We start from the raw sequence: 25,477 nt of genomic DNA, 5'->3' as shown, positions 1-25,477 counted from the left end.
ACCCCCGACCCCCCGGCCGGAAACCGGCTCACCTCTCGAACCTGTACCCCATCCCCGCCTCCGTCACGAAGTGCCGGGGGTGTGAGGGGTCGGTCTCCAGTTTGCGGCGGAGCTGGGCCATGTAGACGCGCAGATAGTTGGTCTCGGTGCCGTACGAGGGTCCCCAGACCTCCTTCAGCAGCTGCTTCTGGCTCACCAGCCGGCCGGGGTTGCGGACCAGCACCTCCAGCAGGTGCCACTCGGTGGGGGTGAGCCGTACGTCCCCGCCGTTGCGGTGCACCTTCTTCGCGGCCAGGTCCACGGTGAAGGTGTCGGTCTCGATGACACCGGCGCCGTCCGGCACCCCGGCCGACGGCTCGGCTCGACGGACGGCGGCACGCAGCCGGGCCAGCAGCTCGTCCATGCCGAACGGTTTGGTGACGTAGTCGTCGGCGCCCGCGTCCAGTGCCTCGACCTTCTCGTCGGACGTCTGCCGGGCGGAGAGCACCAGGATCGGCACCCGGGTCCAGCCGCGGATGCCGCGGATGACGTCCACCCCGTCCATGTCGGGCAGGCCCAGGTCCAGAACGATGGCGTCGGGGTGCCGGTCGGCGGCCATGCGCAGCGCAGTCGCGCCGTTGTGTGCGGCGTCCACCTCGTACTTGCGGGCCTTGAGGTTGATCACGAGGGCGCGGACTATCTGCGGTTCGTCGTCGACCACGAGCACCCGGTGCATGCTTGCTTCCTCTCGATTCCGTTGTGGCCGCTCAGGCGCCGGAGCGCTGCAGCCGGGGCTGGGCCTGGGGCTGCGGCCGGGGGCGTACGTGCCCGCGCCCGTGCGCCGCGCGCAGGGTGAGCACCATGGTCATCCCGCCGCCCGGGGTGTCCTCCGCCTCCAGGGTGCCGCCGATCGCCTCGGCGAAGCCGCGGGCGACGGCGAGGCCGAGTCCGACGCCGGCGCCGCCTGGGGCGTCGCCGTAGCGCTGGAAGGGCTCGAAGATGCGGTCCTTGTCGCTGTCGGGCACGCCGGGGCCGCGGTCGGTGACCCGGACCTCCACCCGGTCGGCCAGCGCGCTCGCCTTCACCAGCACCTTCTTGCCTTCGGGGCTGTATTTGACCGCGTTCTCGACCAGGTTGGCGACGGTGCGCTCCAGCAGTCCGGGGTCGACCGCGACCAGCGGCAGCGCCTCGGCGACGGCCAGCCGGAGGCTGCCCTCGGGGACCCCGCCCAGTGCCTTGGGCACGACCTCCTCCAGGCTGATGTCCTTGATGAGGGGCTTGACGGTGCCGGTCTGGAGCCGGGACATGTCCAGCAGATTGCCGACGAGGTTGTCGAGCTTGTCCGCGCCTTCCTCGATGGCTCCCAGCAGCTCCGCCTCGTCCTGGGCCGACCACTCCACGTCGTCGGAACGCAGCGAGGAGACGGACGCCTTGATGGCGGCCAGCGGGGTGCGCAGGTCGTGCGAGACGGCGGCCAGCAGGGCTGTGCGGATGCGGTTGCCCTCGGCCAGTTCGCGCGCCTGCTCGGCCTCGCCCAGCAGACGCTGCCGGTCGAGTACCCCGGCGGCCTGCGCAGCGAAGGCGGCGAGCACCCTGCGGTCCTCCGCGGGCAGGACGCGCCCGGAGAGCACCAGCATCATGTTGTCCCCGACGGGCATGTCCGTCTCGCCGTCCTCCGGGGTGGCCAGCCGCTTGCCGGACGCGGTGGTGCCGACGCTGCCTGCGCACACCCAGGGGGCCCGCTCGTCGGCCCGCTCCAGCAGCGCGACGCAGTCCATGGCGAAGGTCTCCCGCACCCGCTCCAGCAGCGCGTCCAGGCTGGGCCCCGCGCCGGGGCCGCCGGTCCCGTGCTGTGTCTCGCCGCGCAGTACGCTGCCCGCCAGCACGGAGAGGATCTCCGACTCGGCGCGCAGCCTGGCCGCCTGCTGGGTGCGGCGGGCCGCCAGGTCCACCACCGAGGCGACGGCCACAGCGACGGCGAAGAAGACGGCGAGCGAGACGACATTGCGGCCGTCGCTGATCGTCCAGGTACGGACGGGCTCGGTGAAGAAATAGTTGAGCAGCGCCGAGCACACCGCGGCCGAGGCCAGCGCGGGCAGCAGCCCGCCCACCAGCCCGGCGGCGACGGTGAGCACCAGGAAGAGCAGTACGTCGTTGGCGAAGCCGATGCCCGGGTCGGAGGCCAGCATCAGGAACGTCAGCAGCGTCGGGGCGCCGAACGCGGTCAGCCAGCCGGCGACGACCCGGGCCGTACCCAGCCGGGCGGCGCGCGCCCCGGGCAGCCCGCGCCCCTTGGCGACCTCTTCATGGGTGACGATGTGCACATCCAGGTCCGGGCCCGAGTCCCGCGCGACGGTGGCGCCGACCCCCGGCCCGAAAACGTACTGCCACGTCTTGCGGCGCGAGGAACCGAGCACGATCTGGGTCGCGTTGACGCCCCGTGCGAACTCCAGCAGGGCCTCGGGGATGTCCTCCCCTATGACGTGGTGGTAGGTGCCGCCGAGATCCTCAACGAGGGTGCGCTGGACGGCCAGTTCCTTGGGCGATGCCGAGGTGAGACCGTCGGCGCGGGAGATGTAGACGGCCAGGATCTCGCTGCCCGCGCCCTTGGTCGCCATCCGGGAGGCGCGGCGGATGAGGGTGCGGCCCTCGGGCCCGCCGGTGAGGCCGACGACGATGCGTTCGCGGGCCTGCCAGGTGGAGCGTATGCGGTGCTCGGAGCGGTACTGCTGGAGGTACTCGTCGACCCGGTCGGCCGTCCACAGCAGCGCCAGCTCCCGCAGGGCCGTCAGATTGCCGGGCCGGAAGTAGTTGGAGAGCGCGGCGTCGACCTTGTCGGGGGCGTAGATGTTGCCGTGCGCCATGCGGCGGCGCAGCGCCTGGGGCGACATGTCGACCAGCTCGATCTGGTCGGCCCGCCGCACCACCTCGTCCGGCACGGTCTCCCGCTGCCGTACGCCGGTGATCGACTCCACCACGTCACCGAGCGACTCCAGGTGCTGGATGTTGACGGTGGAGACGACATCGATCCCCGCTGCCAGCAGCTCCTCGACGTCCTGCCAGCGCTTGGCGTTCCGCGAGCCGGGCACGTTGGTGTGCGCCAGCTCGTCCACCACGGCCACGGCCGGGCGGCGTGCGAGCACCGCGTCCGTGTCCATCTCGGTGAGTGCCGCGCCCCGGTAGGTGATCTCGCGGCGCGGCACCTGCTCCAGCCCGTGCAGCAGCACCTCGGTACGCGGCCGGTCGTGGTGCTCGACGAAGCCGACCACCACGTCGGTACCCCGCTCGACCCGGCGGTGCGCCTCGGAGAGCACGGCATACGTCTTGCCGACGCCGGGTGCAGCCCCGAGGAAGACCCGCAGCTGGCCCCGCCGCGGTCGCACTACAGATGACATGCACCCATTGTCCTCGCAGTCCGGGCGGACCGGCCTGTGTGGGGGCCCACCGGCCGTCAGAGTTCCGTATGGATCACACACCGCGGCCACGACAAAGGCCGGGCCCCGAAGGGCCCGGCCCGTGCTCGCGCTGTGTGCTAACGCACTTCGGAGATTTCCGGGCCGCGCTGCAGCTTGTCGAGGCCGCCCGCGAAGCGGGAGCCCTCCTCCACCGTTTCCTGCTGCACGCCGTCCGGCACCATCTGGGCGTCCTCCGGCAGCTTCAGGACGATCGGATCGCGCGGTGCCATCGGCCCGTCGCCGCGCACCACGACCGTGTCCCGGAAGATCTGCTCCAGCACCCCGGCCGCCTGAGGCTGCACGGCGCCCTGGCCGGAGATCACACCCCGCAGGAACCACCGCGGGCCGTCCACGCCGACGAACCGTACGACCTGCACGCCGCCCGTGCCGTCGGGCAGCTGCACCGGCACCTGGGCCCGCAATTCCCAGCCCAGCGGACCGTCGACCTCGTCGATGACACCGCCCTGCTGAGTGATGCCGGAGGCGATCTCCTCGCGCACCTCGTCCCAGATGCCCTCGCGCTTGGGCGCGGCGAACGCCTGGAGCTGCACGGCGCTGTCCTGCAGTACGACGGTCGCCGCGACGATCGCGTCACCGGCGACCTCGACCCGCAGCTCCATGCCCTCCACGCCGGGGATGAAAAGGCCGCCCAGGTCGACCCTGCCGGAGCTGGGGTCGGTGACCTCTTCGATGTCCCAGGGGCCGTCCGGACGGGGCGCCGGGGGCAGCTTGACCCGGGTCCCGCCGGTCTCGGCTTCCACGTCGTCCTGCGGCTCGTCCTGGCCGTCCTGTTCCGTCTCGAACTCGTCCGAGGTGCCCTCAGGCTCTTCGCTCTTCTTGCGACGACGTCCGAACACGTCACTGTCCTCTCAGGTCGGAAGCTCGATCAGCACCGACCGCAACGTAATCCTTCTGCTGTGCGGCTGTCTGCCGGGCGACGCCCGGCTCGTCGGCAGAGGCTGTCTGCCGGGCCGGGCGGCCTGCCGCGTGGCCGCCCGTGGAGCCGAACCCGCCCGTGGCACGTACCGAGCCGGGCAGCTCCTCAACCTCGCGGAAACGCACCTTCTCCACCTGCTGGACGACGAGTTGGGCGATACGGTCGAACCGCTCGAACCGCACAGCCTCGCGCGGATCCAGATTGGCCACGATCACCTTGATCTCACCACGGTACCCGGCATCCACCGTTCCCGGTGCATTCACCAGCGAGACGCCGCAGCGGGCCGCGAGACCGGAACGCGGGTGGACGAACGCGGCGTAGCCGTCGGGGAGGGCGAGGGAGATACCGGTCGGCAGTACGGCCCGCTCCCCCGGCGCCAGTTCCACACTCTCGGTGGTCACCAGATCGCATCCGGCGTCCCCGGGGTGCTGGTAGGAGGGGACGGGTACTTCCGGGTCCGTACGCCGCAGCAGGATTTCGACGCTGTCGCTCATGGGTTCACCTCGAAGGCACGTGCGCGCCTGATCTGGTCGGGGTCGTCCATGGCCGCCTGGATCTCCTCCTCGCGGCCGTTCTCGATGAAGTGCTCGACCTTCACCTCTATGAAGACGGCGTCGGCGCGCACGGCTACCGGCCCGTCGGGGCCGCCGATCCGGCCGGTGGCCGTGGAGTAGATCTTGCGCCCGTGCACGGCGATGGCGTGCGCTTCGATGTGCAGCACTGTGTCCACCGGGACGGGCCGCAGGAAGTCGGTCTCCAACCGCCCCGTCACCGCGATCACCTGCATCAGCCAGCCGAGCGAGCCGAGCGTCTCGTCCAGCGCGCTGGTCAGCAACCCACCATGGGCGAGCCCGGGGGCGCCCTGGTGGGCGGTCCTGACGGTGAACTCGGCGGTGGCGCTGACGCCTTCCCCGGCCCGCGCCGTCAGGTGCAGGCCGTGCGGCTGTGCCCCGCCGCAGCCGAAGCACATGCCGAAGTGGGCGCCCAGCGGCTCACCGGGCGCGGGCGCCTCCGGGTGACGTACCGGGGGGACGGCGTCGGGCGGCGGCACCGGCGAGGTCTTCGGGGAACCGGGGGGATTGACTGCACTCACGGGTGCAGACCTTACCGCCGTGCGGGGGACGAGGAGCGCCGTGCCAAGCTGGACGCATGGCTCCCGCGGTCCCGCCCTACGACGAACGCCTCACGGCTCCCCGCTCCTGGTGGCTGATCGCCGCCGGTATCGGTGTGGCCTGTGCGCTGACGCTGTTCCCCTTCGGCCCGCTGCCGCTGCTGTGCGGGCTGGTGGCCGGCACCGCGCTGGCGTCCGTGTGCGTGAGCGCGTACGGCAGTGTGCGGGTGCGCGTGGTGGCGGGCTCGCTGGTCGCGGGGGACGCCCGGATCCCGGTGTCGGCGCTGGGCGAGGCCGAGCCGCTGGACGCCGAGGAGGCACGTGCCTGGCGTACGTACAAGGCGGACGTCCGCGCGCACATGGTGCTGCGCGGCTACATTCCGACTGCGGTGCGGATCGAGGTGACCGACCCGGAGGATCCGACGCCGTACGTGTACGTCTCCACCCGGCACCCGGAGCAGCTGGCGGCGGCGCTGCGCGCGGCCCGGGAGAGGTCCGCTTCGTAGTTCAGGCGCCGGGCAGCTGATTCTGGTCCGCGGTGGTGCGCAGGTCGGCGCGGATGCGCTCGGCGAGCTTCGCGGTGTCCCGGTGGTTGGTGAAGGCGCCGACGGCGGCGCCGATCAGGAACGGCGTGAGGTTCGGCAGATTGCGCAGCGTGCGCTTCATGATCTGCTGCCGCAGCCGGCGGCGGAGTTCCCCGCCCAAGGCCGTGCTCAGAGTGGCGGGCCGGGGGAGCTCTATGCCGCGCTCGGAGGCCCAGGCGCCCAGGTAGGCGGTGGCCCGCTCGCGTACGTCGCCGGGTGTGCGGCGGCCGTAGACCTCGTGCAGCTCGGCGATCAGTTTGAGCTCGACGGCGGCGACGCCGACGATCTCGGCGGCCAGCTCGGCGGGCATCGCGGGTGGCACCGGCAGCATGGCCGCGGCGCCGACACCGGCTCCCACGGTCGCCGAGCCTTTGGTGGCTCCGGCGACCAGCTTGTCCGCCAGCTCCTCGGTGCTCAACCCCGGGAACTGCGTGCGGAGGGTGTCGAGATCGCGTACCGGCACGCGGGGTGCGGTCTCGATGATGCGCTCGGCGACCGTGCGTACAAACGCCTGGGCGCGGCGCCCCCGTGAACGCCACAAGCCCTTGCCGCGCTGGTCGCTCCCGGGGCCGTGCGGATTGCTCCCGGGCGGTGCGGACGGCGCGGTGCCGCCCTCGTACGGCTCCGGACCGCTTCCGTACGGCATGGGGCCGTGCTCGTACGACACGAGCGAGGCCGACCGGTCATGAGGGCCTCGCCCGTTGTCACGTGCGCCTTTGACCGCCACGAGCAGTCGGTCCGTTCTCAGGCCGCGCAGTCGCGGCAGATCGGCTGGCCGTTCTTCTCCGCGGCGAGCTGGGAACGGTGGTGCACCAAGAAGCAGCTCATGCAGGTGAACTCGTCCGCCTGGCGGGGCAGCACCCGCACGGACAGCTCCTCGTTGGAGAGGTCGGCGCCGGGCAGCTCGAGCCCCTCGGCCTGCTCGAACTCGTCCACGTCGACATTGGACGCGGACTTGTCGTTCCGCCGGGCCTTCAGCTCCTCGATGCTGTCTTCATTGACGTCGTCGTCGGTCTTGCGTGGAGTGTCGTAATCCGTAGCCATTGTCGCTCTCCCCCTCTGGGTGTCTGTGGTGTCTCCAGCGCACGTAACGCGTGAGAGGCCGGACTTGTGCCCGGCCTGAGGCGGAGATTTTGCCTCACATCAAGGTCTGTTACTCAATCGACACCCAACCGCACCCCTGAAGAGGTGATCATGTCGGTTGTCGAGGAGGACCATAAACGGTCCCCGGTAGCGCTCCGCACACGCCATCCCGGGTACTGCCCACGATCTCCACCTGCGGAAACCTGGATTTTCCGGGATTTCTTCCCACCTGCTGGCCACTCTGAGCACCCACCTGAAAATTCGCGTGTGTGATCGATCACAGCTTGGTCGCAAGCGATGGGAACGCCGTTAATTCCGCATATAGCGAACGGCCTCCCGGCTACATTGAGCCATTTCTGGCCACTTTTCGTCACCTCCAGGTCTGTCACCATCGCGGCCTCCAGCCGCTGTGGTGCTCACAGCGGCAGCGTCACCCGCATCACCAGGCCACCGTCCTCGCGCGGCACGGCCGAGACCGTGCCACCGTGCGCCCGCGCCACCGAGCGCACGATCGACAACCCGAGCCCGACCCCCTTGTCGCTGCCCGTCCGCTCTGTACGGAGACGCCGGAACGGCTCGAAGAGGTTGTCCACTTCGTAGGCGGGAACGACAGGCCCGGTGTTCTCGACGACCAGCACCGCCTGCCCCGGCTGGGCCTCCGTACTCACCGAGACCCATCCGCCCTCACGCAGGTTGTAGCGCACGGCATTGTGCACCAGGTTCAGGGCGACGCGCTCCAGGAGTACCCCGTTGCCCTGCACATATGTGGGCTGACGCACTCCGCGCAACTCGATGCCCTTGGATTCGGCCTCGCTACGCGCCTGCTCGACGGCCTGTGAGGCCACCTCGGCCAGGTCCACGGGCTTGCGGTCCACCAGCTCGTTCTCGCTCCGCGCGAGCAGCAGCAGACCCTCCACGAGCTGTTCGCTGCGCTCGTTGGTGGCCAGCAGCGTCTTGGCCAGCTGCTGGAGCTCCGGCGACGCGTCCGGGTCGGCGAGCTGCACCTCCAGCAGCGTGCGGTTGATCGCCAACGGGGTGCGCAGCTCGTGCGAGGCGTTGCCGACGAAGCGCTGCTGCGCGGTGAAGGCGCGCTCCAGACGGTCCAGCATCTCGTCGAAGGTGTCCGACAGCTCCTTCAGCTCGTCGTCCGGGCCCTCCAGCTCGATCCGCTTGTGCAGATCGGAACCGGCCACCTGGCGCGCTGTGCGGGTGATGCGGCCCAGCGGCGACAGCACACGGCCAGCCATCACATAACCGAAGGCGAACGCGGCCACCGCCAGCCCAAGCAGCGCCAGCAGGGAGCGGCGCAGCAGCCCGTCCAGCGCCATCCTGCGCTGCGCCTCCGCACATGCCGACAGCCGCTGCATGAACACATCGCTGGGCAGCGTCCCGGTCAGCCCCGGACAGCGGTCCGAGGTGGGCTGGGCGTTCCCGTTGAGGATGCGGAACGGCAGCTGACTGGCGTCGTCCAGCGCCTGCGCGGCCAGCAGATAGATGATCGTCAGCAGCAACATGCCCGCGATCAGGAACATGCCGCCGTACAGCAGGGTGAGCCTTATCCGGATGGTGGGCCGCAGCCATGGTGAGGAGCGGGGCGTCTCGCGCGGGTCCCAGTTCGGCTTGGGCGGCGCCGGGGGCACCTGGCCGCCGGCGCCGCCGCTGCTGCTCGCGCCCGGGCCGGCCCCGGTGGGGGAGGTGGAGGAGGCCATCGACGTCAGATCCGGTACCCCGCGCCGGGCACGGTGACGATCACCGGCGGCTCACCGAGCTTGCGGCGCAGTGTCATCACCGTCACCCGCACCACATTGGTGAACGGGTCGGTGTTCTCGTCCCACGCCTTCTCCAGCAGCTGCTCGGCGGAGACGACGGTTCCCTCCCCGCGCATCAGCACCTCCAGCACGGCGAACTCCTTGGGCGCCAGCTGGATCTCCCGGCCGTCCCGGAAGACCTCGCGGCGGCCGGGGTCCAGCCGGATTCCGGCCCGTTCGAGTACGGGCGGCAGGGCCGTGGTCGTACGCCGTCCCAGCGCGCGCACCCGAGCCGTCAGTTCGGAGAAGGCGAAGGGCTTGGGCAGATAGTCGTCCGCGCCCAGCTCCAGGCCCTCCACCCGGTCGCTGACGTCCCCGGAGGCCGTGAGCATCAGCACCCGCGTGGGCAGGCCGAGCTCGACGATCCGGCGGCAGACATCGTCGCCGTGCACCAAAGGCAGGTCGCGGTCGAGCACGACGACGTCGTAGTCGTTGACGTCGATGCGCTCCTGCGCTGCCGCGCCGTCATAGACCACATCGACGGCCATGGCCTCCCTGCGGAGGCCCGTCGCCACGGCATCGGCGAGCAGCTGCTCGTCCTCGACGACGAGTACGCGCACGGCGCTGTTCCTTCCCTGGATACGGATGGGACCCCGGGACATGGACGGGGATCGTGCTCTCCATCGTGCATCGGACCCCGGTAAATCGGCGGTAAGAGCCGAGGTGAGAGGGTGGGGGCGGACTCCGCAACAGACCCTGGCACTTTTTCAGGGCGTTTGAGGTTTCTCTGAGGTTCCCGTTGGGGAGGACCTGAGCACCATCCACGATCACGCCCTGTGCGCAGCGTGCCACGACGCACCGCTGACGCAAGTCCGGGGACCACGCCGTGATCGGGGAAGCACCACAAACCCTCGGCACTCCCCGTGCCACCGACCCGCGACGAGGGGGCACACCATGGACGCATTCACCGCAGGCATCTTGCAGCGTATACGGACCACCGAGTCCGATCTGCATCGCGCACGTGAATCGGGCGACGACTTCCTCGTGGACGTCGAACAGTCGGAACTGGAAGACCTCCGCCGTCTCGCTGCCGAACACGGCGTGCAGGTCGCCTGACGGCGAGTCGAGCCGACAACATCGGTGCGGCCCCCGGCCCGGGGGCCGCACTTTTGCATCTTTTGTGTGCCCTGTGCGGGGAAGGGGGTGCCCCTGCCTGCCGTCTGCAGGCTGCGGGTGCTTTGTGGCTGATCGCGCAGTTCCCCGCGCCCCTTCGGGGCGCCCCCTGCGCCGGCAACTCCTAGTCGTGCCAGGCGCCCAGCCGCTCCAGCAGGGGCTGGAGGGCCTCGAAGACGCCGGGTGAGGCGGCGATGGTGAGGTCACCGTCGGCGGGACGGCCCGGGCGGCCACCCGTCACGGCGCCGGCCTCGCGTGCGATGAGGTCCCCCGCGGCGAGGTCCCAGGGATTGAGGCCGCGCTCGTAGTAGCCGTCGAGCCGTCCGCAGGCGACATCGCACAGGTCGATGGCGGCCGACCCGGCGCGGCGGAGGTCGCGCACCCGCGGCAGGAGTTCCTGGGCGACGGCGGCCTGGGCCGCCCGCCGCTCGGTGATGTATCCGAACCCGGTGCCGATCAGTGCCTGGTCCAGCGGCGGCGACGGGCGGCACCGCAGCCGGTGCCCGTCCAGAAAGGCGCCCTGTCCGGTGACCGCGTGCCACGTCTCCCCGAGTACCGGTGCCGCCACCACGCCCACGACGCACTCGCCGTGGTACTCGGCGGCGATGGAGACGGACCAGTAGGGGCGTCCGTACAGATAGTTGACGGTGCCGTCCACCGGGTCGATCACCCAGCGGACGCCGGAGGTGCCGTCGCTGCTGGCGCCCTCCTCGCCGAGGAAGCCGTCGTGCGGGCGGTGCTCGGTCAGGAAGCCGGTGATCAGCTTCTCGGAGGCCAGGTCCATCTCGGTGACCACGTCGATGGGGCTGGTCTTGGTCGCGGCGACGCCCAGGTCTGCGGGGCGGCCGTCCCGCAGAAGGGTGCCCGCGCGGGCCGCTGCCTCCTGGGCGAGGGCGAGCAGTTCGGCCTTCAGCGCGTCGTCGGCGCGCTCGGGTGCGGACTGCGAGGTGTCAGTCACTTTTGTCGCTGCTCCAGTAGTACGTACGTCGCAGGGTGGATGCCCGCAAGGGGCATGAGGGGCTCACAGGGCCGGCGCGTCGGCGCCGGCCGCCGCCGGTTTCGGCGACCGCGCCGGACAGCAGCCGACCGGGCACACGTCGTGGCTCGGGCCCAGCGCGCCCAGCGCGCACCGGGTGGGGCTCTCGCCCCGCTCGGCGGCGGCCCGCTCCAGCACCAGTTCCCGTACGGCGGCGGCGAACCTGGGGTCTGCGCCGACCGTGGGCGAGCGGCGCGCGGGCAGGTCCAGCTCGGACGCCTTGGCCATGGCTTCGGTGTCGAGGTCGTAGCGGACCTCCATGTGGTCCGAGACGAAACCGATCGGCACCATCACCACGCCGGGCACTCCCTTCCCGTGCAGCTCCTCCAGGTGGTCGCAGATGTCCGGCTCCAGCCAGGGCACCGAAGGGGGGCCGCTGCGCGACTGGTAGACGAGGCTCCAGGGGTGCTGCGTGCCGGTGCGCGCCCGGACCGACTCGGTGATCAGCGCGGCGACGTCGCGGTGCTGCGCCACATACGCCCCGCCGTCCCCGTGGTCCTCGACAGGGCCGGAGGTGTCGGCGGCGGCGGTGGGGATGGAATGGGTGGTGAAGGCGAGGTGGGCGCTGTTGCGTACCTCGGCGGGGAGGTCGTTCAGACAGCCGAGCACGCCGTCGACGACGGGCTCGATGAAGCCCGGATGGTTGAAGTAGTGCCGCAGCTTGTCCACCTGCGGCACGGGCAGCCCTTCCTCCCGCAGGGCCGTCAGCGACTCGGCGAGGTTCTCGCGGTACTGGCGGCAGCCCGAGTAGGACGCGTACGCGCTGGTCGCCAGCACGAGCACCCGCTGGTGCCCGTCGCGGACCACCTCGCGCAGGGTGTCGGTCAGGTACGGCGCCCAGTTGCGGTTGCCCCAGTAGACGGGCAGGTCGAGGCCGTGTGCGGCGAAGTCCTCGCGGAGCACCGCCAGTAGCGCCCGGTTCTGCTCGTTGATGGGGCTGACCCCGTCGAAGAGGTAGTAGTGCCCGCCCACCTCTTCGAGACGTTCGGTGGGGATGCCTCGTCCCCGGGTGACGTTCTGCAGGAACGGGACGACGTCGTCCAGCCCTTCGGGGCCGCCGAAGGAGAGCAGCAGAAGCGCGTCGTAGGGGGCCGGAGAGGAGTCCGGCCCGGGGCCGGGAGGTTCGGTGGGCAGCACATCGGACATGTCTCGATCCTGCCATCCTGCGCAGGCGGGAAGCCGCCGCCCTCGGCGTGCGCACTGCCGGGTCGCTGTGCGGCGGCCGTGAGTATGATCCCTCCCCAACTGGTGGGGGCCCGCTGGGGCGGGGCGCCGGCGGTCGTGGTGCGTTCCTCGGCCTCCGGCCGAGCTCTCGGCCGGCGCGCGGCGAGAGGGGACGGTCACGGATGGGCGTGCGGTCAGGCATGCGGTCGGCGACGGACAGCCGGGCGGCGACGTGGCGCAACTGGGCGGGCAATGTGACGGCCGCACCGCAGCGCACTGTCTCGCCCTCCACCACGGAGGCCCTCGCCGAGGTGGTGCGCCGCGCCGCCGCCGACGGGCTACGGGTGAAGGCCGCGGGCACGGGTCACTCGTTCACGGCCGCCGCCGTCACGGACGGGGTGCTGATACGTCCCGAACGGCTGACCGGGATACGCGCCGTGGACCGGGCCGCGGGCACGGTCACCGTCGCGGCGGGCACCCCGCTGAAGGAGCTGAACACCGCGCTGGCGGCGCGCGGTCTGTCGCTGACGAACATGGGCGACATCATGGAGCAGACCGTCTCCGGCGCGGTCAGCACCGGCACCCACGGCACCGGCCGCGACTCCGCCTCGGTGGCCGCGCAGATCAAGGGCCTGGAGCTGGTTCTCGCCGACGGCTCCGTGCTGCGCTGCTCCGCGGACGGCTCGGAGGAGGAGCGCGCCGTCTTCGCAGCGGCCCGGGTGGGGCTCGGGGCGCTGGGCATAGTCACCGAGATCACCTTCGCGGTGGAGCCGGAGTTCCTGCTGACGGCCCGCGAGGAGCCGATGCCGTTCGACCGGGTCGCCGACGAGTTCGATCAACTGGTGTCCGTGAACGAACATTTCGAGTTCTACTGGTTTCCGCACACCGACAGCTGCAACACCAAGCGCAACAACCGCAGCGCAGGACCCGCAGCGCCGCTCCCCCGGGTGCGCGGCTGGATCGACGACGAGTTGCTGTCCAACGGCGTCTTCCAGTCGGCCTGCGCGCTCGGCAGGGCCGTGCCCGCCACCGTTCCGGGCGTCGCCCGTATCTCCAGCCGCGCTCTGTCGGCGCGCAGCTACACGGACATCCCGTACAAGGTTTTCACCAGCCCGCGCAGGGTGCGCTTCGTGGAGATGGAGTACGCCCTACCGCGGGCCGCGCTGGTAACGGCGCTTCGGGAGCTGAAGGCCCTGGTGGAGCGGTCGGACTTCCGGGTGAGCTTCCCCGTCGAGGTGCGCACGGCCCCCGCGGACGACATACCGCTGTCGACGGCGAGCGGTCGCGAGACGGCGTACGTGGCGGTGCATATGTACCGGGGCACGCCCCATGAGGCGTACTTCAGCGCGGTCGAGCGGATCATGACGGCCCACGCCGGGCGCCCGCACTGGGGGAAGCTGCACAGCAGGGACGCGGAGTACCTCGCGGGGGTGTATTCGCGGTTCGGCGAGTTCACGTCCCTGCGCGACCGCCTGGATCCGGACCGGGTGTTCGGCAACGACTATCTGCGGCGCGTACTGGGCGACTGACACGGAAACCGACCGGCGCAGAGATACAGCACAGACATACAGAAAGAGCCGTGCCGTACGTCCGAACGGATGTACAGCACGGCTCTTGTCAGGGAACCGGAAGTGCGCTGCCCTCCCCCAGGAGGAGAGTCCGGGCTACTGACCCTGCTGGGGCTGGGAGCCGCTGCCCGCGTCACCGGTCTGCGGGGAGTCCGTTCCGTCCTGGCCGCCCTGCCGGCTGTCCGAGCCGCTGGTGTCCCCGGCGCCGGTGTCACCGCTGCCGGTGTTCCCCGTTCCGCTGGGCTGGGGCCGGGACGGTTCGGGGGTCGGCGTCGACTTGCTGCCGCTGTCGCCGGAGCCGGTCGACCCGCCCTCGCCGCTGTTCCGGTCACTCGGATCGGTGGACTGCTGCGAGTCCTCCGGCGTGGGGGTCGGGCTCTCACCGTTCCCCGACGTGTCCGGGTCCGAGGTGGCGGGAGGCGCGTCAGGCGAGTCGCCGGTGGACGAGCCGTGGCTCGGCCGGAAGACACCGCTGACGGAGGTGTCCTTGCCGCCGGAGACGCTGTGGCCCGAGATCGCCTCGTACAGTGTGATGCCGCCGATCGCGATCACGAACACCATGACGGCGGGCAGCAACGTGCGCCGCCAGCCGCGCCACTTGGTGCCGTGGGTGGTCGCCTCGGTGAACTCCTCCCCATCCTCTGGCGGTTCCCCGACACGTTCCTCGCCGCCGCCCGCGCTCCCGGGCCGCTTGACGGTTCCCAGCACCTGGGTCGCATCGTCGCGGCGCAGCGCCTGGGTGGCGTCCGCGCTGCGCAGCACCTGCGTCGCGTCCGCGCCCTGCGGAGAGCTCTCGTTGGTGCCGCGCCCGGTCTTCCTGCCCCGCGAGGTGCGGGGGAGCAGTTGGGTGGCTGCGGGCCGGGTGTCGTGGAGCGCGCCGGCGTTGTGAGCGGCCTGACTGGTGTGCCGGCCTTCGTCGTCCTTCCAGCCCACGGCGGGGTCCCGCACCGGTGCCTGCCGAGCCTTGGGCGGAACGGTGACTTCCTTGAGCTGCTCGCCGGTCTTGCTGAAGAAGTGCTGGAAGAGCGGGCCGCCACTGGTGGCGACGAGGCTCACGACACCGGCCCCCAGGAAGGTGCCGTACACCCCCAGCTGACCCGCCGCGAACGCGGCGACCACCGCGGCGACCGCGCTGCCCAGCACTTGGGCCACGCTCAGATCCAGCTTCTTGGCACTTTTGCTCTCTCCCTTTTTGTCGGCTTCCTTGCTGGATATCGATCGGTTGTCGCTCTTGCCCATCTACCACCCTTGATCGCACACTCCAAGCACTGTGCACGAATAGGGGACTTTCGCGCGAAGGGGAAGGTTCCATTTCGGGTGGTTCTGTGACGCTTCCCACCCCCGTATCCAGGCCAAATGGACTCTTGGGGCGTCAACTCCCTTACTCCGGAGCAACTTCGGTGGCGCGGCGGTCCACCCGGGTGGCCCTAATGGAGTAGTGTGACGAGCCCTGGTCTCGGTTCTGACCCGGCGCTGGCTGCACACGGTGACCACCTCGGTCACTGTGCGTTGTGAGGAGGTAACCGTGCCATAGCGGCGGTTCTGGGCAGTTCCAAAGGATTCGAACAACGATCTGGACACAGCCTCGGACCCCGAGGAAGTCGGCAAGGTTGTGGCAGGCTGCACCCGGGCAGGCCACACTCGTCTAGCGGGAGCAGCGACGCACGTGACGTCGGCAGGCACCACCCGGGAGGTCCCCATGCCCGAACTGCGTGTCGTGGCCGTCAGCAACGACGGCACACGACTGGTGCTCAAAGCTGCCGACAGCACGGAATACACGCTTCCGATCGATGAGCGGCTGCGCGCCGCCGTCCGGAACGACCGGGCGCGGCTGGGCCAGATCGAGATCGAGGTGGAGAGCCACCTGCGGCCTCGGGACATCCAGGCGCGTATACGAGCCGGTGCCTCCGCTGAGGAGGTCGCGTCTCTCGCTGGCATCCCCGTCGACCGGGTACGCCGCTTCGAAGGCCCCGTGCTCGCCGAGCGCGCATTCATGGCCGAGCGCGCCCGTAAGACCCCCGTACGCCGCCCCGGCGAGAACGTCGGTCCGCAGCTCGGTGAGGCCGTCGCCGAGCGGCTGCTGCTGCGCGGCGCCGACAAGGACTCCGTGCACTGGGACTCCTGGCGGCGGGACGACGGCACCTGGGAGGTGCTGCTCGCCTACCGCGTCGCGGCCCAGCCGCACTCGGCGACCTGGACCTACGACCCGCCGCGCCGGCTGGTGCAGGCGGTGGACGACGAGGCCAGGGCGCTCATCGGCGAGACCGACGACACCCCGGAGCCCAGCTTCCCGTTCGTGCCCCGGATCGCCCGGCTGCCGCGGGAGCGTACGGACCGGGGCGAGCGTTCCGGCCGGCACGAGTTGGAGCCCGCTGCGCTGGCGCCCGCGCCGGGCGACGAGGACGATCAGGTGCCCGGCGCCGAGGACGGCAGCGGTACCCCGGACTCGCTGACCAGCCTGCTGGAGGCGGTGCCCAGCTTCCGGGGCGACATGGTCGTCCCCGAGTCGAAGCCCTCCGCGCCGGGGGACGAGGACGATGAGGCTGCCGCCGCCTCCGCCGAGACCGCGGAGAGCACCGAGAGCGAGCGCGAGGAGGAGCAGGAGGCCGTGGAGCCGCCAGCGCCCGCCGCGAGCGCCGGGTCGGCGTACGCCGATGTGCTGATGCCGCGGTCGGTGGGCGCCCACCGGGACCGGCTCAAGGGCAACACGGACCGGCAGGCCGAGGCCGACGGCGTCCGTCCGGGTCGGCGCGCCGCCGTGCCCAGCTGGGACGAGATCGTCTTCGGCACCCGTCGCAAGAAGGAGTGACCGGGTTCGTCGAACGTGAGGGATAGGGCCGTCGCGGCGGACTTGTACGAGGGGCGCTGCACCTGTCGGTGCAGCGCCCCCTCGCGCTCCCCCCAAGGGCGACGGCCTCAGCCTCGTTCGGGGCCGGTGGCTACCGGACGGAGGGGATCCGCCGTCCACTCGCTCCAAGAGCCCACATAGAGGGCTGCGTCGATGCCAGCGAGGTGCAGGGCGAGGACTTCCTGGGCGGCGGAGACGCCGGAGCCGCAGTAGACGCCGACCTCGGTGTCGGGGCCGGCGCCGAGTGCCTCGAAGCGCTCCGCGAGGGCGTCCGGGGAGCGGAACGTGCCCGCGTCGGTGAGGTTCTCCGTGGTGGGGGCCGAGACGGCGCCCGGAATGTGGCCCGCCACCGGGTCGATGGGCTCGACCTCACCCCGGTAGCGCTCTGCGGCGCGCGCGTCCAGCAGCACCCCGCGCCGGGCCAGCGCGGCGGCCTCGTCGGCGTCCAGGGTGGGCAGGCCGCCCGGCGAGGGGGCGAAGTCGCCGGGAGCGGGGTCGGGGGTCTCGGTGCTGACCGGCAACGCTCCCCCGCCCTCCGGGTCGCGGTAGCTCTGCCACGCCTCCAGGCCCCCGTCCAGCACCCGGACGTCGGGGTGGCCCGCCCAGCGGAGCAGCCACCAGCAGCGGGCCGCCGCCCAGCCGCCGCCGAGGCCGCCCGCGTCGTAGACGACGACGGGCCGGTCCGCGGAGACACCCGCACGGCGCATGGCGGCGCCGAAGATGTCCAGCGCGGGCAGCGGGTGGCGGCCGGTCCCCTCCCCGGGGGGTGCGGCGAGCTCGCTCTCCAGGTCGATGTAGACGGCGCCGGGCAGGTGGCCCTTCTGGTAGGCGGGCAGGCCGGGGGGATCGCCGGGCTTGTAGCGCACGTCGAGCAGCACGGGCGCGGCTCCGGCTGCGAGGTCGCTCGCGAGTGCCCGTACGGAGATGATGGCTGTCATGGCGCCATCTTCGCGCAGCCTCCCGCTCGCTGGGTCCGCGGTCCTGTGACGGCACACGGATCGGGGATTCTCCGTCTGGATGCGGCAAAAAAGCGGCGCGGCCGAGGAGCGCGGCACGACAGGTGGTGACAGCATCTCCACTGGCGAGTAGTCACGGAGCCACGGCAAGGACGCCGGGGCAATTCCACCCGCACGACCGCATCGATGATGGTCAAGGAGCGAAGCAGATGACCGAGGCAGCGACTCGGCTACGGCACACGCCTGGCGCGCCCGCGTGGGCGAGCCTGATGGTGCACGGGCTGGATGTCGGCAAGGAGTTCTACCAGGGGCTGTTCGGCTGGGAGTTCCGGTCCGGGCCGCAGCAGCTGGGCCCGTATGTACGGGCGGTCGCGGGTGGGCACGAGGTCGCGGGGCTGGGGAAGAAGGCGGACGGCAGGCAGCTGCCGACCGCGTGGCTGCCCTATCTGGCGACCGCCGACGCCGACGAGACGGCGTCCGCCGTCCGTTCGTACGGCGGCACGGTCGCGGTGGGACCGCTGGATGCGGAGACGGCGGGGCGGATGGCCATCGTCGCCGACCCGCACGGTGCCCCGTTCGGGCTGTGGCAGGACGCGCACGTTCCGGCCCTGGGAACGGCGCCGCGGGGGATGTTGGGGGCACCGGTCTGGTTCGAGCTCGTCACCCGGGAGACGAGCACGGTGGTCAAGTTCTACCAGGCGGTGTTCGGTTACGACGCGGAGAGCATCGAGGCGCCCGGCTTCGACTATCTGACGCTCTGCGCGGACGGTGAACCGGTGGCCGGAATCCAAGGGGTGGGGGATGCGCTGCCGCGCGACCGCGGGCCGCACTGGCGCACGTACTTCGCGGTGGACGACCCGGACGGGATGGCGCGGCGGGCCGAGGAGCTGGGGGGCCGGGTGGTGCGCGCCCCCGACGACTCACCGTACGGACGGCTGGCGACGCTCGCGGACCCGGAGGGTGCGCACTTCAGTGTGATCCGGCCCGTCGCAGCGGATCGCTGAGACCGCGCCGAGGCGGCACATTTGGGGCCGCCGTGGGTTCGTCCACCGGGAGGACGTCAGGCGAGAGCGCGCCGGCGCCCGCCGAGGCCGCGGTGAGCCGCCTGCGGTGATGGCGCCTGCACAGCACTTCGTAGCCGACCTGGCCGCTGGGTTCGCCCACGTCCCCCACCACCACCTGCGCACCCTCGACCACCATCCGGCCGCCGACGGTGCGTGCGTTGTGGGTGGCACGGGCGCCGCACCAGCACAGCGCCTCCACCTGGAGGGTCTCCAGCCGGTCGGCGAGCTCCATCAGCCGCTGGGAGCCGGGGAAGAGGCGGGTGCGGAAGTCGGTGGCGATGCCGAACGCGTAGACGTCGATGCCCAGGTCGTCCACGACCCGGGCGAGCTGCTCGACCTGTTCGGGCGAGAGGAACTGCGCCTCGTCCACGATCACATAGTCGGTGCGTCCGCCCGCGGTCAGGTGGCGGACCAGGTGCTGCTGGAAGTTGAGGTCCTCGGCCACCTCGACAGCCTCGGCGACCAGGCCGAGCCGGGAGGAGAGCTTGCCCGTGCCTGCGCGGTCGTCCCTGGTGAAGATCATGCCCTGGAGACCGCGCGCCGAGCGGTTGTGCTCGATCTGGAGCGCAAGCGTGCTCTTTCCGCAGTCCATCGTTCCGGAGAAGAACACCAGCTCTGGCATGGGAGGTTCGGGCCTTTCTCGGTGCGGTTCCTCGGGCGGGGGCAGCGCGTACGGAACGCGGGACGCCGGGCGTCAGGTGCGGACCTCCAGCAGCGGGACGAGCTGTTCGGCAGCGGTCGCCGAACCATGCATCCCGATCAGCTCGGACTCCTTGGGCTCGCGCCGGGTGGCCACCACGGCCACGTCGTCGCGCATCGCGGCGATGACGTCGCCGAGCCTGCCACGCACCCGCGGCTCCACTCTCGGGCCGAACCAGCCCAGGTCGATGGCCTCTTCGCGGGTGGCCACCCACGCCTGCCCGGCGAGCACCTCGCGCCAGACGGCGTGTACGTCGCCCGCCGCACCGGGGACGGCGTAGACGTGCCGCATCCGGCCCTCGCCGCCCAGCTGGGCGACGCCTGCGCTCAGCTCCCAGTCCTCGTCGAAGTCGATCCGGGCCTCCGGGCTTCCGGGGATGTCGACCATGCCGTGGTCCGCGGTGATGTAGAGCGCCGAGCGCGGCGGCAGCTGCTCGGCCAGGCGCTGTGCGAGCCGGTCGACGTACATCAGCTGGCCGCGCCAGGCGTCCGAGTCCATGCCGTAGCGGTGGCCGTTGCCGTCCAGCTCCGCGTAGTAGGTGTAGACGAGGGCGCGGTCCGAGGCGGCGAGGCGCTCGGCCGCCAGATCCATGCGGTCCTCGGCGGAGAGCCGGCCGAGGAAGGTGCCGCCGGACAGTGCGATCTTGGTGAGCGGGGTGTGCTCGAAGTGCGGCGCCGTCACCTGGCAGGCGGCCACTCCGGCGGCCTCGGCCTGCTGGAAGACGGTGGGGTACGGCTGCCACACGTGCGGGTCGGTCCAGGGCTGCCAGCGGAGCTGGTTCATCAGCCGGCCGGTGGCCGGGTCCAGCGCGGTGTAGCCGGGCAGTCCGTGTTCGCCCGGTACCCGGCCGGTGCCGACGGAGGCCAGCGAGGTGGCCGTGGTGGAGGGGAAACCGGAAGTGAGCGGCTCACCGGTGCCGGCGGTGGAGCTCGGCAGCAGCGAGGTGAGGAACGGTGCTTCGTCGGGGTGCGCCTTGAGTGCTTCCCAGCCCATACCGTCCACCAGGAAGACGCAGACGCGGTCGGCGGGCGGAAGAGGCAGCCCGGCCGTCATGCCGGGGACACCGAGTCCGGCGGCGAGGGAGGGCAGCAGGTCGGCCAGCGAGCCGGAGCCGTAGCGCGGGACGGGTGCGGTGCGCGGGTCGAGCGGTGCGTCCAGGAAGGCGCCGTCGTGCAGGGCGTGCGGGGCCGTCGGAAGCGGGTGCGGGATGTTCTCAGCGGTCACTGCGGGGGTCCGACCCGGGTGGCTCCGGCGGTGGCCTCGGACAGTGCCTGCGCGAAGGCGAGGGTCTGACGGACGGTGTCCGGGCCGTCACCGGCCTCGCTGACCCGCAGCGAGAGATCGTCGGCGGTGGCGGAACCCGTGTAGCCGTGGTCGGCCTCGCAGTTGGGGTCGCCGCAGGTGGCGGGCTCCATGTCGAGGCGGGAGACGGCGCCCCAGCCGATGGTGAGGACGACCTCGCGGGGCAGGGTGCCGGGGGTGTAGGACTCGGGGTTGGCCACCACCCGGGAGAGCACGACGGAGGAGATCCGCTCCAGCTTCACGGACTCGGTGGAGGTGGTGGCGTACGGAGAGGGCGAGGTGCCGTCCGCAGCCTGCTCGTCGGTGTGGCTGACGAGGAAGCGGGTGCGGGTGAGCACCAGGACCGTGACGTGGCGGCGCACCTCGTTGGAGTCGAACGTCGTCTCCTGATGCACGAGGTACGAAGCCACTGGCTCGCCACCCACCGCTGCCTCGACAGCCTCGGCTACGAGGGCCGGGTAGTAGCCGCTGCGCTCGATCGCCTCACGCAGACCCTGCGTCGTCGTACCGGTCTTCGCCATGACAGCCATCCTAAGGGCCGTTCGGCGGCGCGGCCCCGGCCCGCTCCCCACCGTACGCCCCCGGTGCGCCGTCAGTACGCCGGGAGGCGACGGGCGCCCAGGTCGGGACGGGTTCCGAGCTCGGCGACGCGGACGGAAGCGCTCAGCACAGTCACACCCCGGGGTGCCACCACGACCGGGTCGAGTTCGACGGCGACGACCTGCGGATGATCGTCCATCAGCAGCGAGACCCGCAGCAGCACCTCCTCCAGCGCGGCGGCGTCCGAGGGCTCGGCCCCGCGCCAGCCGAACAGCAGCGGCGCCGAGCGGATCGCCCGGACCAGCCCGGCGGCCTCCTTGTCGGTGACCGGCACCAGCCGGTGTGCCGTATCGCCCAGCAGCTCGGAGGGCGGGCCCGCGAGACCGAAGGACAGCACGGCGCCGATGGCCGGGTCGAGCGTGCCCCGCACCACGGTGCCCACGCCCCGCGGTGCCATCGCCTGCACGACAGGGCGCAGCTCCTCGGGTGCGCCGAGCGCCTGGATCAGCTCCCCGTAGGCGCGGCGCAGCCCTGCCTCGCCCGCGATGTCCAGCCGTACCCCGCCGAGGTCGGCACGGTGCCGCAGATGGGGCGCCGTGGTCTTGAGCGCGACGGGGAAGCCCAGGGCGCGGGCCGCCTCGACGGCCGTGTCGGCGTCCGGCGCGGGGAGCGTGGGCTGGACGGCGATGCCGTAGCTGTGCAGCAGCCGGGCCGCTTCCTCGTCCGTGAGGGCACGGCCGCGCTCGGATGCCGCAGGGGTCGCGCGGGCCAGCAGCTGGGCGGCGGCGGACTCGTCGACCTCCAGGTCGGGGACCTTGCCCGGGTCGCCGGCTTCCGCGCGCCACCGGGAGTAGCGCACTGCCTCGGCCAGGGCACGGGCGGCCCGCTCGGGCGTCGGGTAGGAGGGCAGCCCGCGCCTGGCGAGCGCCTTCTGCAGGCCCTCCATCGCCAGGTGGACGACCGCCACCGGCTTGCAGGGGGCACCCTCGGTCGCGGCGACGGCCTCGACGGCTTCCCGCAGCGCGTCGGCCAGGGCCTCGACATGGCCGTCGGGTGGGGACTCCGGCCTGGCCGTGCCGGTGCCGCCGGGCAGCTCGGCGGGGACGGCAGGGATGACGGTGACCAGTACCGCGTCGGTGGCCGCTTCGCCGAGCGCCTCGCGCAGCGCCCTGCCGAAGTCGCCGGGGCCGGCCGAGCTGGGCAGCGCCACGACGGGGCGGGGGCGCAGCCCGTCGGTGAGGCAGGCGTCGTAGGTCAGCAGGCTCATCGCTTCGGTGTTGCCGAGGATGGCGACGTGCGGGCCCGTGGGCGGCGGCTGCTCGGCGAGGAGTACGCCGGTGTCCAGCAGCTCGGTGAAGGTGTCGACCATCAGGACGCCCGCCTGGCGCAGCAGCGCGTAGACGGTGGCGTCGGGGGTGCGGGCTGCCGGCGCCGCGTGGCCCGGCGGGGGCGCACTGCCGCGCTGCCGGGCACCTTTGACGACGACGACCGGTTTGCGGGCCGCGGTGCGCCGGGCGAGCCGGGTGAACTTGCGCGGGTTACCGATGGATTCCAGGTACATGAGTACGACGTCGGTCGCCGCGTCCTCGTCCCAGTGCTGGAGGAGATCGTTCCCGGAGACGTCGGCCCGGTTGCCCGCGGAGACGAAGGAGGAGGGCCCGCTGCCGCGCCGGTCCAGCCCGTCGAGCAGTGCGATACCGATGGCGCCGGACTGGGTGAAGACGCCGATCCTGCCACGCGCGGGCATCCGCAGGGAGGGGGTGGCGTTGAGCCGTACGTCCTCGCCGGTGTTGATCAGGCCGAGGGCTCCGGGGCCGATCAGCCGCATGCCGTAGGAGCGGGCGAGCCGGACCAGTTCGCGCTGCTCGTCCCGGCCGACCCCTTCGGAGAGGACGACCAGCCCTTGCACGGCCGCCTCGCCGCATTCGCCGACGACGGTGTGCAGCTGGTCGGCGGGGACGGCGAGCACGGCCAGGTCGACATGTTCGGGGATCTCCCGCACCGACCGGTGGCCGGGCACCCCGGCCAGTGTCGGGGACGCCTCCGGGGCCAGCGCGTGGTTGACCGCGTACAGCCGCCCGGCGAAGCCTCCGGCACGCAGGCTGCCCAGCACGGCACGCCCCGCTCCGCCGGGGGTACGGCTGGCGCCGATGACGGCGATGGAGCCGGGGGCCAGCAGCCGGGCGACGGAGCGGCCCTCGGCGCGCTGTTCGCGGGCCCGCATGACGGCCAGGGAGCGCTCGGTGGGCTCCAGGTCGAAGGTGAGGTGGACGGAGCCTTCCTCGAAGCTGCGCTTCTGGGAGTATCCGGCATCCGTGAACACCTTGATCATCTTGGTGTTGGCGGGCAGCACCTCGGCGGCGAAGCGGCGGATGCCGCGCTCCCGGGCGACGGCACCGATGTGTTCGAGGAGCGCGGAGGCCACTCCCCTGCCCTGCTGGTCGTCGCGGACCAGGAAGGCGACCTCGGCCTGATCCGCGGGCTCGCCGGCGGGGCGGCCGAGGTGGTCGATGCGGTCGTAGCGGACGGTCGCGATGAACTCACCGCCGATGGTCGCCGCCAGGCCGACGCGGTCGACGTAGTCGTGGTGCGTGAAGCGGCGCACATCGCGGTCGGACAGCCGGGGGTAGGGCGCGAAGAAGCGGTAGTACTTCGACTCGTCGGAGACCTGCTCGTAGAAGCTGACCAGCCGCTCCGCGTCGTCCGGAGTGATCGGCCGGACCCGGGCCGTACCGCCGTCGCGCAGCACGATGTCCGCTTCCCAGTGGGCGGGGTAGGCGCGCTCCTCGGGGCTCGGCATGGGGCCAGCGTACGGCGGAGGGAGGGTGCGTGCTCAGGGGTACGGGATGCGTCGTATCGTCGCTGGCATGAGCGCCGCCGCTTCCTGGCCCGCACCCGCCGGCTCACGGAGCACCTCGGCAATCGTGGAAAACTGGTCTAGACAAGCTTGACGAACGAAGGGCAACACCATGGTTGAGCGCCGTGTCACCGTCGGCTGGGCCGAGGGGCTGCACGCCCGCCCCGCCTCCATCTTCGTCCGTGCCGCCTCGGCAGCCGGGGTCCCGGTCACCGTCCGGAAGGGCGAGGGCAACCCCGTCAACGCGGCCTCCATGCTCGGTGTGCTCGGCCTGGGTGCGGAGGGAGGCGAGGAGATCGTCCTCGCCTCCGAGGCGGACGGTGCGGAGGAGGCCCTCGACCGGCTCGCGAAGCTGGTCGCCGAGGGGCTGGAGGAGCTGCCTGAAACGGTCTGACCGAGCGTGAGGGCTTGTGCCGTCGCGGATGCGGGCAACCGGACGTGAGGGGCACGTCCGGGGAGCACGAGGGGGCGCTGCACCGCCAGGTGCAGCGCCCCCTCGTCAATATCCGCCGCGACGGCCGAAGCCGCAACGTCCGGTCAGAGCTTCACGCCGTGCTCGCGGAGGTAGGCGACCGGGTCGATGTCCGAGCCGTACTCGGGGGAGGTGCGGGCCTCGAAGTGCAGGTGAGGGCCGGAGGAGTTGCCGGTGGAGCCGGAGAGACCGATCTGCTGGTCCGCCTTGACCTGCTGGCCGACCGAGACGCTGAGCGAGTTGAGGTGGCCGTACTGCGTGTACGTGCCGTCCTTGTGCTTGACGACGATGTTGTTGCCGTAGGCCCCGCCGTTGCCGGCCTCCACGACCTCGCCCGCGGCCACGGAGTGGACCGGGGTGTTCATGCCCGCGTGGAAGTCGATGCCGGTGTGGCTGCCGGACGACCACATGCCGCCGCCCTGCTTGTAACCGGTGGAGACGTAGGAACCCTTCACGGGCATCACGTAGGCGTTGAGCTTCGCCCGCTTGGCCTCGCGGGCGGCCTTCTCCTTCGCCTCGCGCTCCTTCTCCGCCTTCTCGGCAGCCGCCTTGCGCTTGGCCTCGTCGGCCTTCCGCTTGGCGTCCGCCTTCGCCTTGGCGGCTTCCTCCTTGGCGTCGGTCTCGGCCTTGGCCTGCTCCGCCTGGAGGGCCTGCTCGTATGCCTGCTGGTCCAGCGTCTCGGAGATCGGGCCGCCGACGACCTCGCTCACCTTGGCGTCGGGCTGGACGGGTGCGTTGTTCTGTCCGCCGCTCGCGGCGAACGCGGGGGTGGCGATGGACCCGACGACGCCCACGGTGGCGAGACCGGCTATGCCTGCCGCTCCCCCTGCGGCCCGACGGGCCTTGCTCGGACGCCTGTGCTTACCAGTGGCACGGGTGAACGCCATACGGAGGCGCACT

The 25,477-nt window shown here is 71.7% G+C and carries 24 protein-coding genes; 6 read left to right on the top strand and 18 right to left on the bottom strand.

What is annotated here, in order from left to right; genetic code table 11:
* Nucleotides 1–28: 28 nt before the first annotated feature.
* The 5 genes from ACTWP9_RS08325 to ACTWP9_RS08305 form a co-directional block, all read right to left on the bottom strand.
* Nucleotides 29–715, bottom strand: coding sequence for a response regulator (locus ACTWP9_RS08325; RefSeq protein ID WP_443245357.1), 687 nt, complete (start codon nucleotides 713–715; stop codon nucleotides 29–31).
* 31 nt (nucleotides 716–746) lie between these two features.
* On the bottom strand, nucleotides 747–3,374 hold the full coding sequence (locus tag ACTWP9_RS08320) for an ATP-binding protein (RefSeq protein WP_443245356.1): 2,628 nt from the start codon (nucleotides 3,372–3,374) through the stop codon (nucleotides 747–749).
* A gap of 137 nt (nucleotides 3,375–3,511) precedes the next feature.
* Nucleotides 3,512–4,291, bottom strand: coding sequence for a DUF3710 domain-containing protein (locus tag ACTWP9_RS08315; protein WP_443245355.1), 780 nt, complete (start codon nucleotides 4,289–4,291; stop codon nucleotides 3,512–3,514).
* A gap of 1 nt (nucleotide 4,292) precedes the next feature.
* Nucleotides 4,293–4,865 carry a dUTP diphosphatase gene (gene dut, locus ACTWP9_RS08310; RefSeq protein WP_443245354.1) on the bottom strand — a complete coding sequence of 191 codons (573 nt, stop codon included), beginning with the start codon at nucleotides 4,863–4,865 and terminating at the stop codon, nucleotides 4,293–4,295.
* Complete coding sequence (locus ACTWP9_RS08305; RefSeq protein WP_443245353.1) at nucleotides 4,862–5,464, bottom strand: PaaI family thioesterase; 603 nt, start codon at nucleotides 5,462–5,464, stop codon at nucleotides 4,862–4,864. The genes dut and ACTWP9_RS08305 overlap by 4 nt, the downstream gene beginning before the upstream one ends.
* A 56-nt stretch (nucleotides 5,465–5,520) precedes the next feature.
* Here ACTWP9_RS08305 and ACTWP9_RS08300 point away from each other — a divergent pair, with 56 nt between their 5' ends.
* Entirely contained in the window at nucleotides 5,521–5,988 is a 468-nt protein-coding gene (locus ACTWP9_RS08300; RefSeq protein ID WP_443245352.1) for a DUF3093 domain-containing protein, read from the top strand.
* Nucleotide 5,989: 1 nt separating this feature from the next.
* Here the strand turns inward: ACTWP9_RS08300 and ACTWP9_RS08295 are convergent, their stop codons facing one another.
* The 4 genes from ACTWP9_RS08295 to ACTWP9_RS08280 all read right to left on the bottom strand — a co-directional run bounded on the left by ACTWP9_RS08295 (nucleotide 5,990) and on the right by ACTWP9_RS08280 (nucleotide 9,517).
* The gene (locus ACTWP9_RS08295; protein ID WP_443245585.1) at nucleotides 5,990–6,832 is read right to left on the bottom strand and encodes a hypothetical protein; all 843 of its coding nucleotides are present in this window, start codon (nucleotides 6,830–6,832) and stop codon (nucleotides 5,990–5,992) included.
* Nucleotides 6,811–7,110 (bottom strand): DUF4193 domain-containing protein, encoded by a 300-nt coding sequence (locus ACTWP9_RS08290; RefSeq protein WP_016470291.1) that lies wholly within the window; start codon nucleotides 7,108–7,110, stop codon nucleotides 6,811–6,813. The genes ACTWP9_RS08295 and ACTWP9_RS08290 overlap by 22 nt, the downstream gene beginning before the upstream one ends.
* 455 nt (nucleotides 7,111–7,565) lie before the next feature.
* Nucleotides 7,566–8,858, bottom strand: coding sequence for a sensor histidine kinase (locus tag ACTWP9_RS08285; RefSeq protein ID WP_443245351.1), 1,293 nt, complete (start codon nucleotides 8,856–8,858; stop codon nucleotides 7,566–7,568).
* 5 nt (nucleotides 8,859–8,863) lie between these two features.
* On the bottom strand, nucleotides 8,864–9,517 hold the full coding sequence (locus ACTWP9_RS08280) for a response regulator transcription factor (RefSeq protein WP_443245584.1): 654 nt from the start codon (nucleotides 9,515–9,517) through the stop codon (nucleotides 8,864–8,866).
* 334 nt (nucleotides 9,518–9,851) lie between these two features.
* On the opposite strand from ACTWP9_RS08280, the gene ACTWP9_RS08275 reads away from it, so the two are divergent.
* Nucleotides 9,852–10,013 carry a hypothetical protein gene (locus ACTWP9_RS08275; protein WP_019359798.1) on the top strand — a complete coding sequence of 54 codons (162 nt, stop codon included), beginning with the start codon at nucleotides 9,852–9,854 and terminating at the stop codon, nucleotides 10,011–10,013.
* 181 nt (nucleotides 10,014–10,194) lie between these two features.
* Here the strand turns inward: ACTWP9_RS08275 and ACTWP9_RS08270 are convergent, their stop codons facing one another.
* Entirely contained in the window at nucleotides 10,195–11,028 is an 834-nt protein-coding gene (locus tag ACTWP9_RS08270; protein ID WP_443245350.1) for an inositol monophosphatase family protein, read from the bottom strand.
* 63 nt (nucleotides 11,029–11,091) lie between these two features.
* Complete coding sequence (locus ACTWP9_RS08265) at nucleotides 11,092–12,252, bottom strand: ferrochelatase (RefSeq protein ID WP_443245349.1); 1,161 nt, start codon at nucleotides 12,250–12,252, stop codon at nucleotides 11,092–11,094.
* 218 nt (nucleotides 12,253–12,470) lie between these two features.
* Between ACTWP9_RS08265 and ACTWP9_RS08260 the strand changes: the two genes are divergently transcribed.
* Entirely contained in the window at nucleotides 12,471–13,799 is a 1,329-nt protein-coding gene (locus ACTWP9_RS08260) for a D-arabinono-1,4-lactone oxidase (RefSeq protein ID WP_443245583.1), read from the top strand.
* A gap of 135 nt (nucleotides 13,800–13,934) precedes the next feature.
* On the opposite strand, the gene ACTWP9_RS08255 is transcribed toward ACTWP9_RS08260, so the two are convergent.
* Complete coding sequence (locus ACTWP9_RS08255; RefSeq protein WP_443245348.1) at nucleotides 13,935–15,077, bottom strand: hypothetical protein; 1,143 nt, start codon at nucleotides 15,075–15,077, stop codon at nucleotides 13,935–13,937.
* Between the two features lie 460 nt (nucleotides 15,078–15,537).
* Between ACTWP9_RS08255 and sepH the strand changes: the two genes are divergently transcribed.
* On the top strand, nucleotides 15,538–16,647 hold the full coding sequence (gene sepH / locus ACTWP9_RS08250; RefSeq protein ID WP_443245347.1) for a septation protein SepH: 1,110 nt from the start codon (nucleotides 15,538–15,540) through the stop codon (nucleotides 16,645–16,647).
* A gap of 107 nt (nucleotides 16,648–16,754) precedes the next feature.
* Here sepH and ACTWP9_RS08245 read toward each other — a convergent pair whose 3' ends face one another.
* Nucleotides 16,755–17,624, bottom strand: coding sequence for a sulfurtransferase (locus ACTWP9_RS08245; protein WP_443245346.1), 870 nt, complete (start codon nucleotides 17,622–17,624; stop codon nucleotides 16,755–16,757).
* Between the two features lie 227 nt (nucleotides 17,625–17,851).
* Here ACTWP9_RS08245 and ACTWP9_RS08240 point away from each other — a divergent pair, with 227 nt between their 5' ends.
* The gene (locus tag ACTWP9_RS08240) at nucleotides 17,852–18,646 is read left to right on the top strand and encodes a VOC family protein (protein WP_443245345.1); all 795 of its coding nucleotides are present in this window, start codon (nucleotides 17,852–17,854) and stop codon (nucleotides 18,644–18,646) included.
* Here the strand turns inward: ACTWP9_RS08240 and ACTWP9_RS08235 are convergent.
* From ACTWP9_RS08235 to ACTWP9_RS08220, 4 genes are all read right to left on the bottom strand, one after another.
* Complete coding sequence (locus ACTWP9_RS08235) at nucleotides 18,612–19,328, bottom strand: thymidine kinase (RefSeq protein WP_443245344.1); 717 nt, start codon at nucleotides 19,326–19,328, stop codon at nucleotides 18,612–18,614. The genes ACTWP9_RS08240 and ACTWP9_RS08235 overlap by 35 nt on opposite strands.
* 72 nt (nucleotides 19,329–19,400) lie before the next feature.
* Complete coding sequence (locus tag ACTWP9_RS08230) at nucleotides 19,401–20,615, bottom strand: alkaline phosphatase family protein (RefSeq protein ID WP_443245582.1); 1,215 nt, start codon at nucleotides 20,613–20,615, stop codon at nucleotides 19,401–19,403.
* A gap of 11 nt (nucleotides 20,616–20,626) precedes the next feature.
* A complete protein-coding gene (locus tag ACTWP9_RS08225) occupies nucleotides 20,627–21,229 on the bottom strand; it encodes a DUF5998 family protein (RefSeq protein WP_099884820.1) in 603 nt (200 codons plus the stop codon).
* 71 nt (nucleotides 21,230–21,300) lie between these two features.
* Nucleotides 21,301–24,048 carry a bifunctional acetate--CoA ligase family protein/GNAT family N-acetyltransferase gene (locus ACTWP9_RS08220; protein ID WP_443245343.1) on the bottom strand — a complete coding sequence of 916 codons (2,748 nt, stop codon included), beginning with the start codon at nucleotides 24,046–24,048 and terminating at the stop codon, nucleotides 21,301–21,303.
* A 169-nt stretch (nucleotides 24,049–24,217) separates the two neighbouring features.
* Between ACTWP9_RS08220 and ACTWP9_RS08215 the strand changes: the two genes are divergently transcribed.
* Nucleotides 24,218–24,499, top strand: coding sequence for an HPr family phosphocarrier protein (locus ACTWP9_RS08215; protein ID WP_443245342.1), 282 nt, complete (start codon nucleotides 24,218–24,220; stop codon nucleotides 24,497–24,499).
* A gap of 143 nt (nucleotides 24,500–24,642) precedes the next feature.
* Here the strand turns inward: ACTWP9_RS08215 and ACTWP9_RS08210 are convergent, their stop codons facing one another.
* The gene (locus tag ACTWP9_RS08210) at nucleotides 24,643–25,464 is read right to left on the bottom strand and encodes a M23 family metallopeptidase (RefSeq protein ID WP_443245341.1); all 822 of its coding nucleotides are present in this window, start codon (nucleotides 25,462–25,464) and stop codon (nucleotides 24,643–24,645) included.
* Nucleotides 25,465–25,477 lie beyond the last annotated feature (13 nt).

The organism is Streptomyces sp. 3N207 (genome assembly GCF_052246355.1).
Classification (GTDB): domain Bacteria; phylum Actinomycetota; class Actinomycetes; order Streptomycetales; family Streptomycetaceae; genus Streptomyces.
The sequence above is the reverse complement of the archived record's forward strand: the minus strand, read 5'-3'. Positions and strand labels throughout refer to the sequence as shown.

Bases quoted from the DNA above. Each gene is read 5' to 3' on its own strand.
- ACTWP9_RS08325 (WP_443245357.1), bottom strand. From the start codon at position 715: ATGCACCGGGTGCTCGTGGTCGACGACGAACCGCAGATAGTCCGCGCC.
- ACTWP9_RS08320 (WP_443245356.1), bottom strand. From the start codon at position 3,374: ATGTCATCTGTAGTGCGACCGCGGCGGGGCCAGCTGCGGGTCTTCCTC.
- dut (WP_443245354.1), bottom strand. From the start codon at position 4,865: ATGAGCGACAGCGTCGAAATCCTGCTGCGGCGTACGGACCCGGAAGTA.
- ACTWP9_RS08300 (WP_443245352.1), top strand. From the start codon at position 5,521: ATGGCTCCCGCGGTCCCGCCCTACGACGAACGCCTCACGGCTCCCCGC.
- ACTWP9_RS08290 (WP_016470291.1), bottom strand. From the start codon at position 7,110: ATGGCTACGGATTACGACACTCCACGCAAGACCGACGACGACGTCAAT.
- ACTWP9_RS08285 (WP_443245351.1), bottom strand. From the start codon at position 8,858: ATGGCCTCCTCCACCTCCCCCACCGGGGCCGGCCCGGGCGCGAGCAGC.
- ACTWP9_RS08275 (WP_019359798.1), top strand. From the start codon at position 9,852: ATGGACGCATTCACCGCAGGCATCTTGCAGCGTATACGGACCACCGAG.
- ACTWP9_RS08265 (WP_443245349.1), bottom strand. From the start codon at position 12,252: ATGTCCGATGTGCTGCCCACCGAACCTCCCGGCCCCGGGCCGGACTCC.
- ACTWP9_RS08260 (WP_443245583.1), top strand. From the start codon at position 12,471: ATGCGGTCGGCGACGGACAGCCGGGCGGCGACGTGGCGCAACTGGGCG.
- ACTWP9_RS08255 (WP_443245348.1), bottom strand. From the start codon at position 15,077: ATGGGCAAGAGCGACAACCGATCGATATCCAGCAAGGAAGCCGACAAA.
- sepH (WP_443245347.1), top strand. From the start codon at position 15,538: ATGCCCGAACTGCGTGTCGTGGCCGTCAGCAACGACGGCACACGACTG.
- ACTWP9_RS08245 (WP_443245346.1), bottom strand. From the start codon at position 17,624: ATGACAGCCATCATCTCCGTACGGGCACTCGCGAGCGACCTCGCAGCC.
- ACTWP9_RS08240 (WP_443245345.1), top strand. From the start codon at position 17,852: ATGACCGAGGCAGCGACTCGGCTACGGCACACGCCTGGCGCGCCCGCG.
- ACTWP9_RS08235 (WP_443245344.1), bottom strand. From the start codon at position 19,328: ATGCCAGAGCTGGTGTTCTTCTCCGGAACGATGGACTGCGGAAAGAGC.
- ACTWP9_RS08225 (WP_099884820.1), bottom strand. From the start codon at position 21,229: ATGGCGAAGACCGGTACGACGACGCAGGGTCTGCGTGAGGCGATCGAG.
- ACTWP9_RS08220 (WP_443245343.1), bottom strand. From the start codon at position 24,048: ATGCCGAGCCCCGAGGAGCGCGCCTACCCCGCCCACTGGGAAGCGGAC.
- ACTWP9_RS08215 (WP_443245342.1), top strand. From the start codon at position 24,218: ATGGTTGAGCGCCGTGTCACCGTCGGCTGGGCCGAGGGGCTGCACGCC.
- ACTWP9_RS08210 (WP_443245341.1), bottom strand. From the start codon at position 25,464: ATGGCGTTCACCCGTGCCACTGGTAAGCACAGGCGTCCGAGCAAGGCC.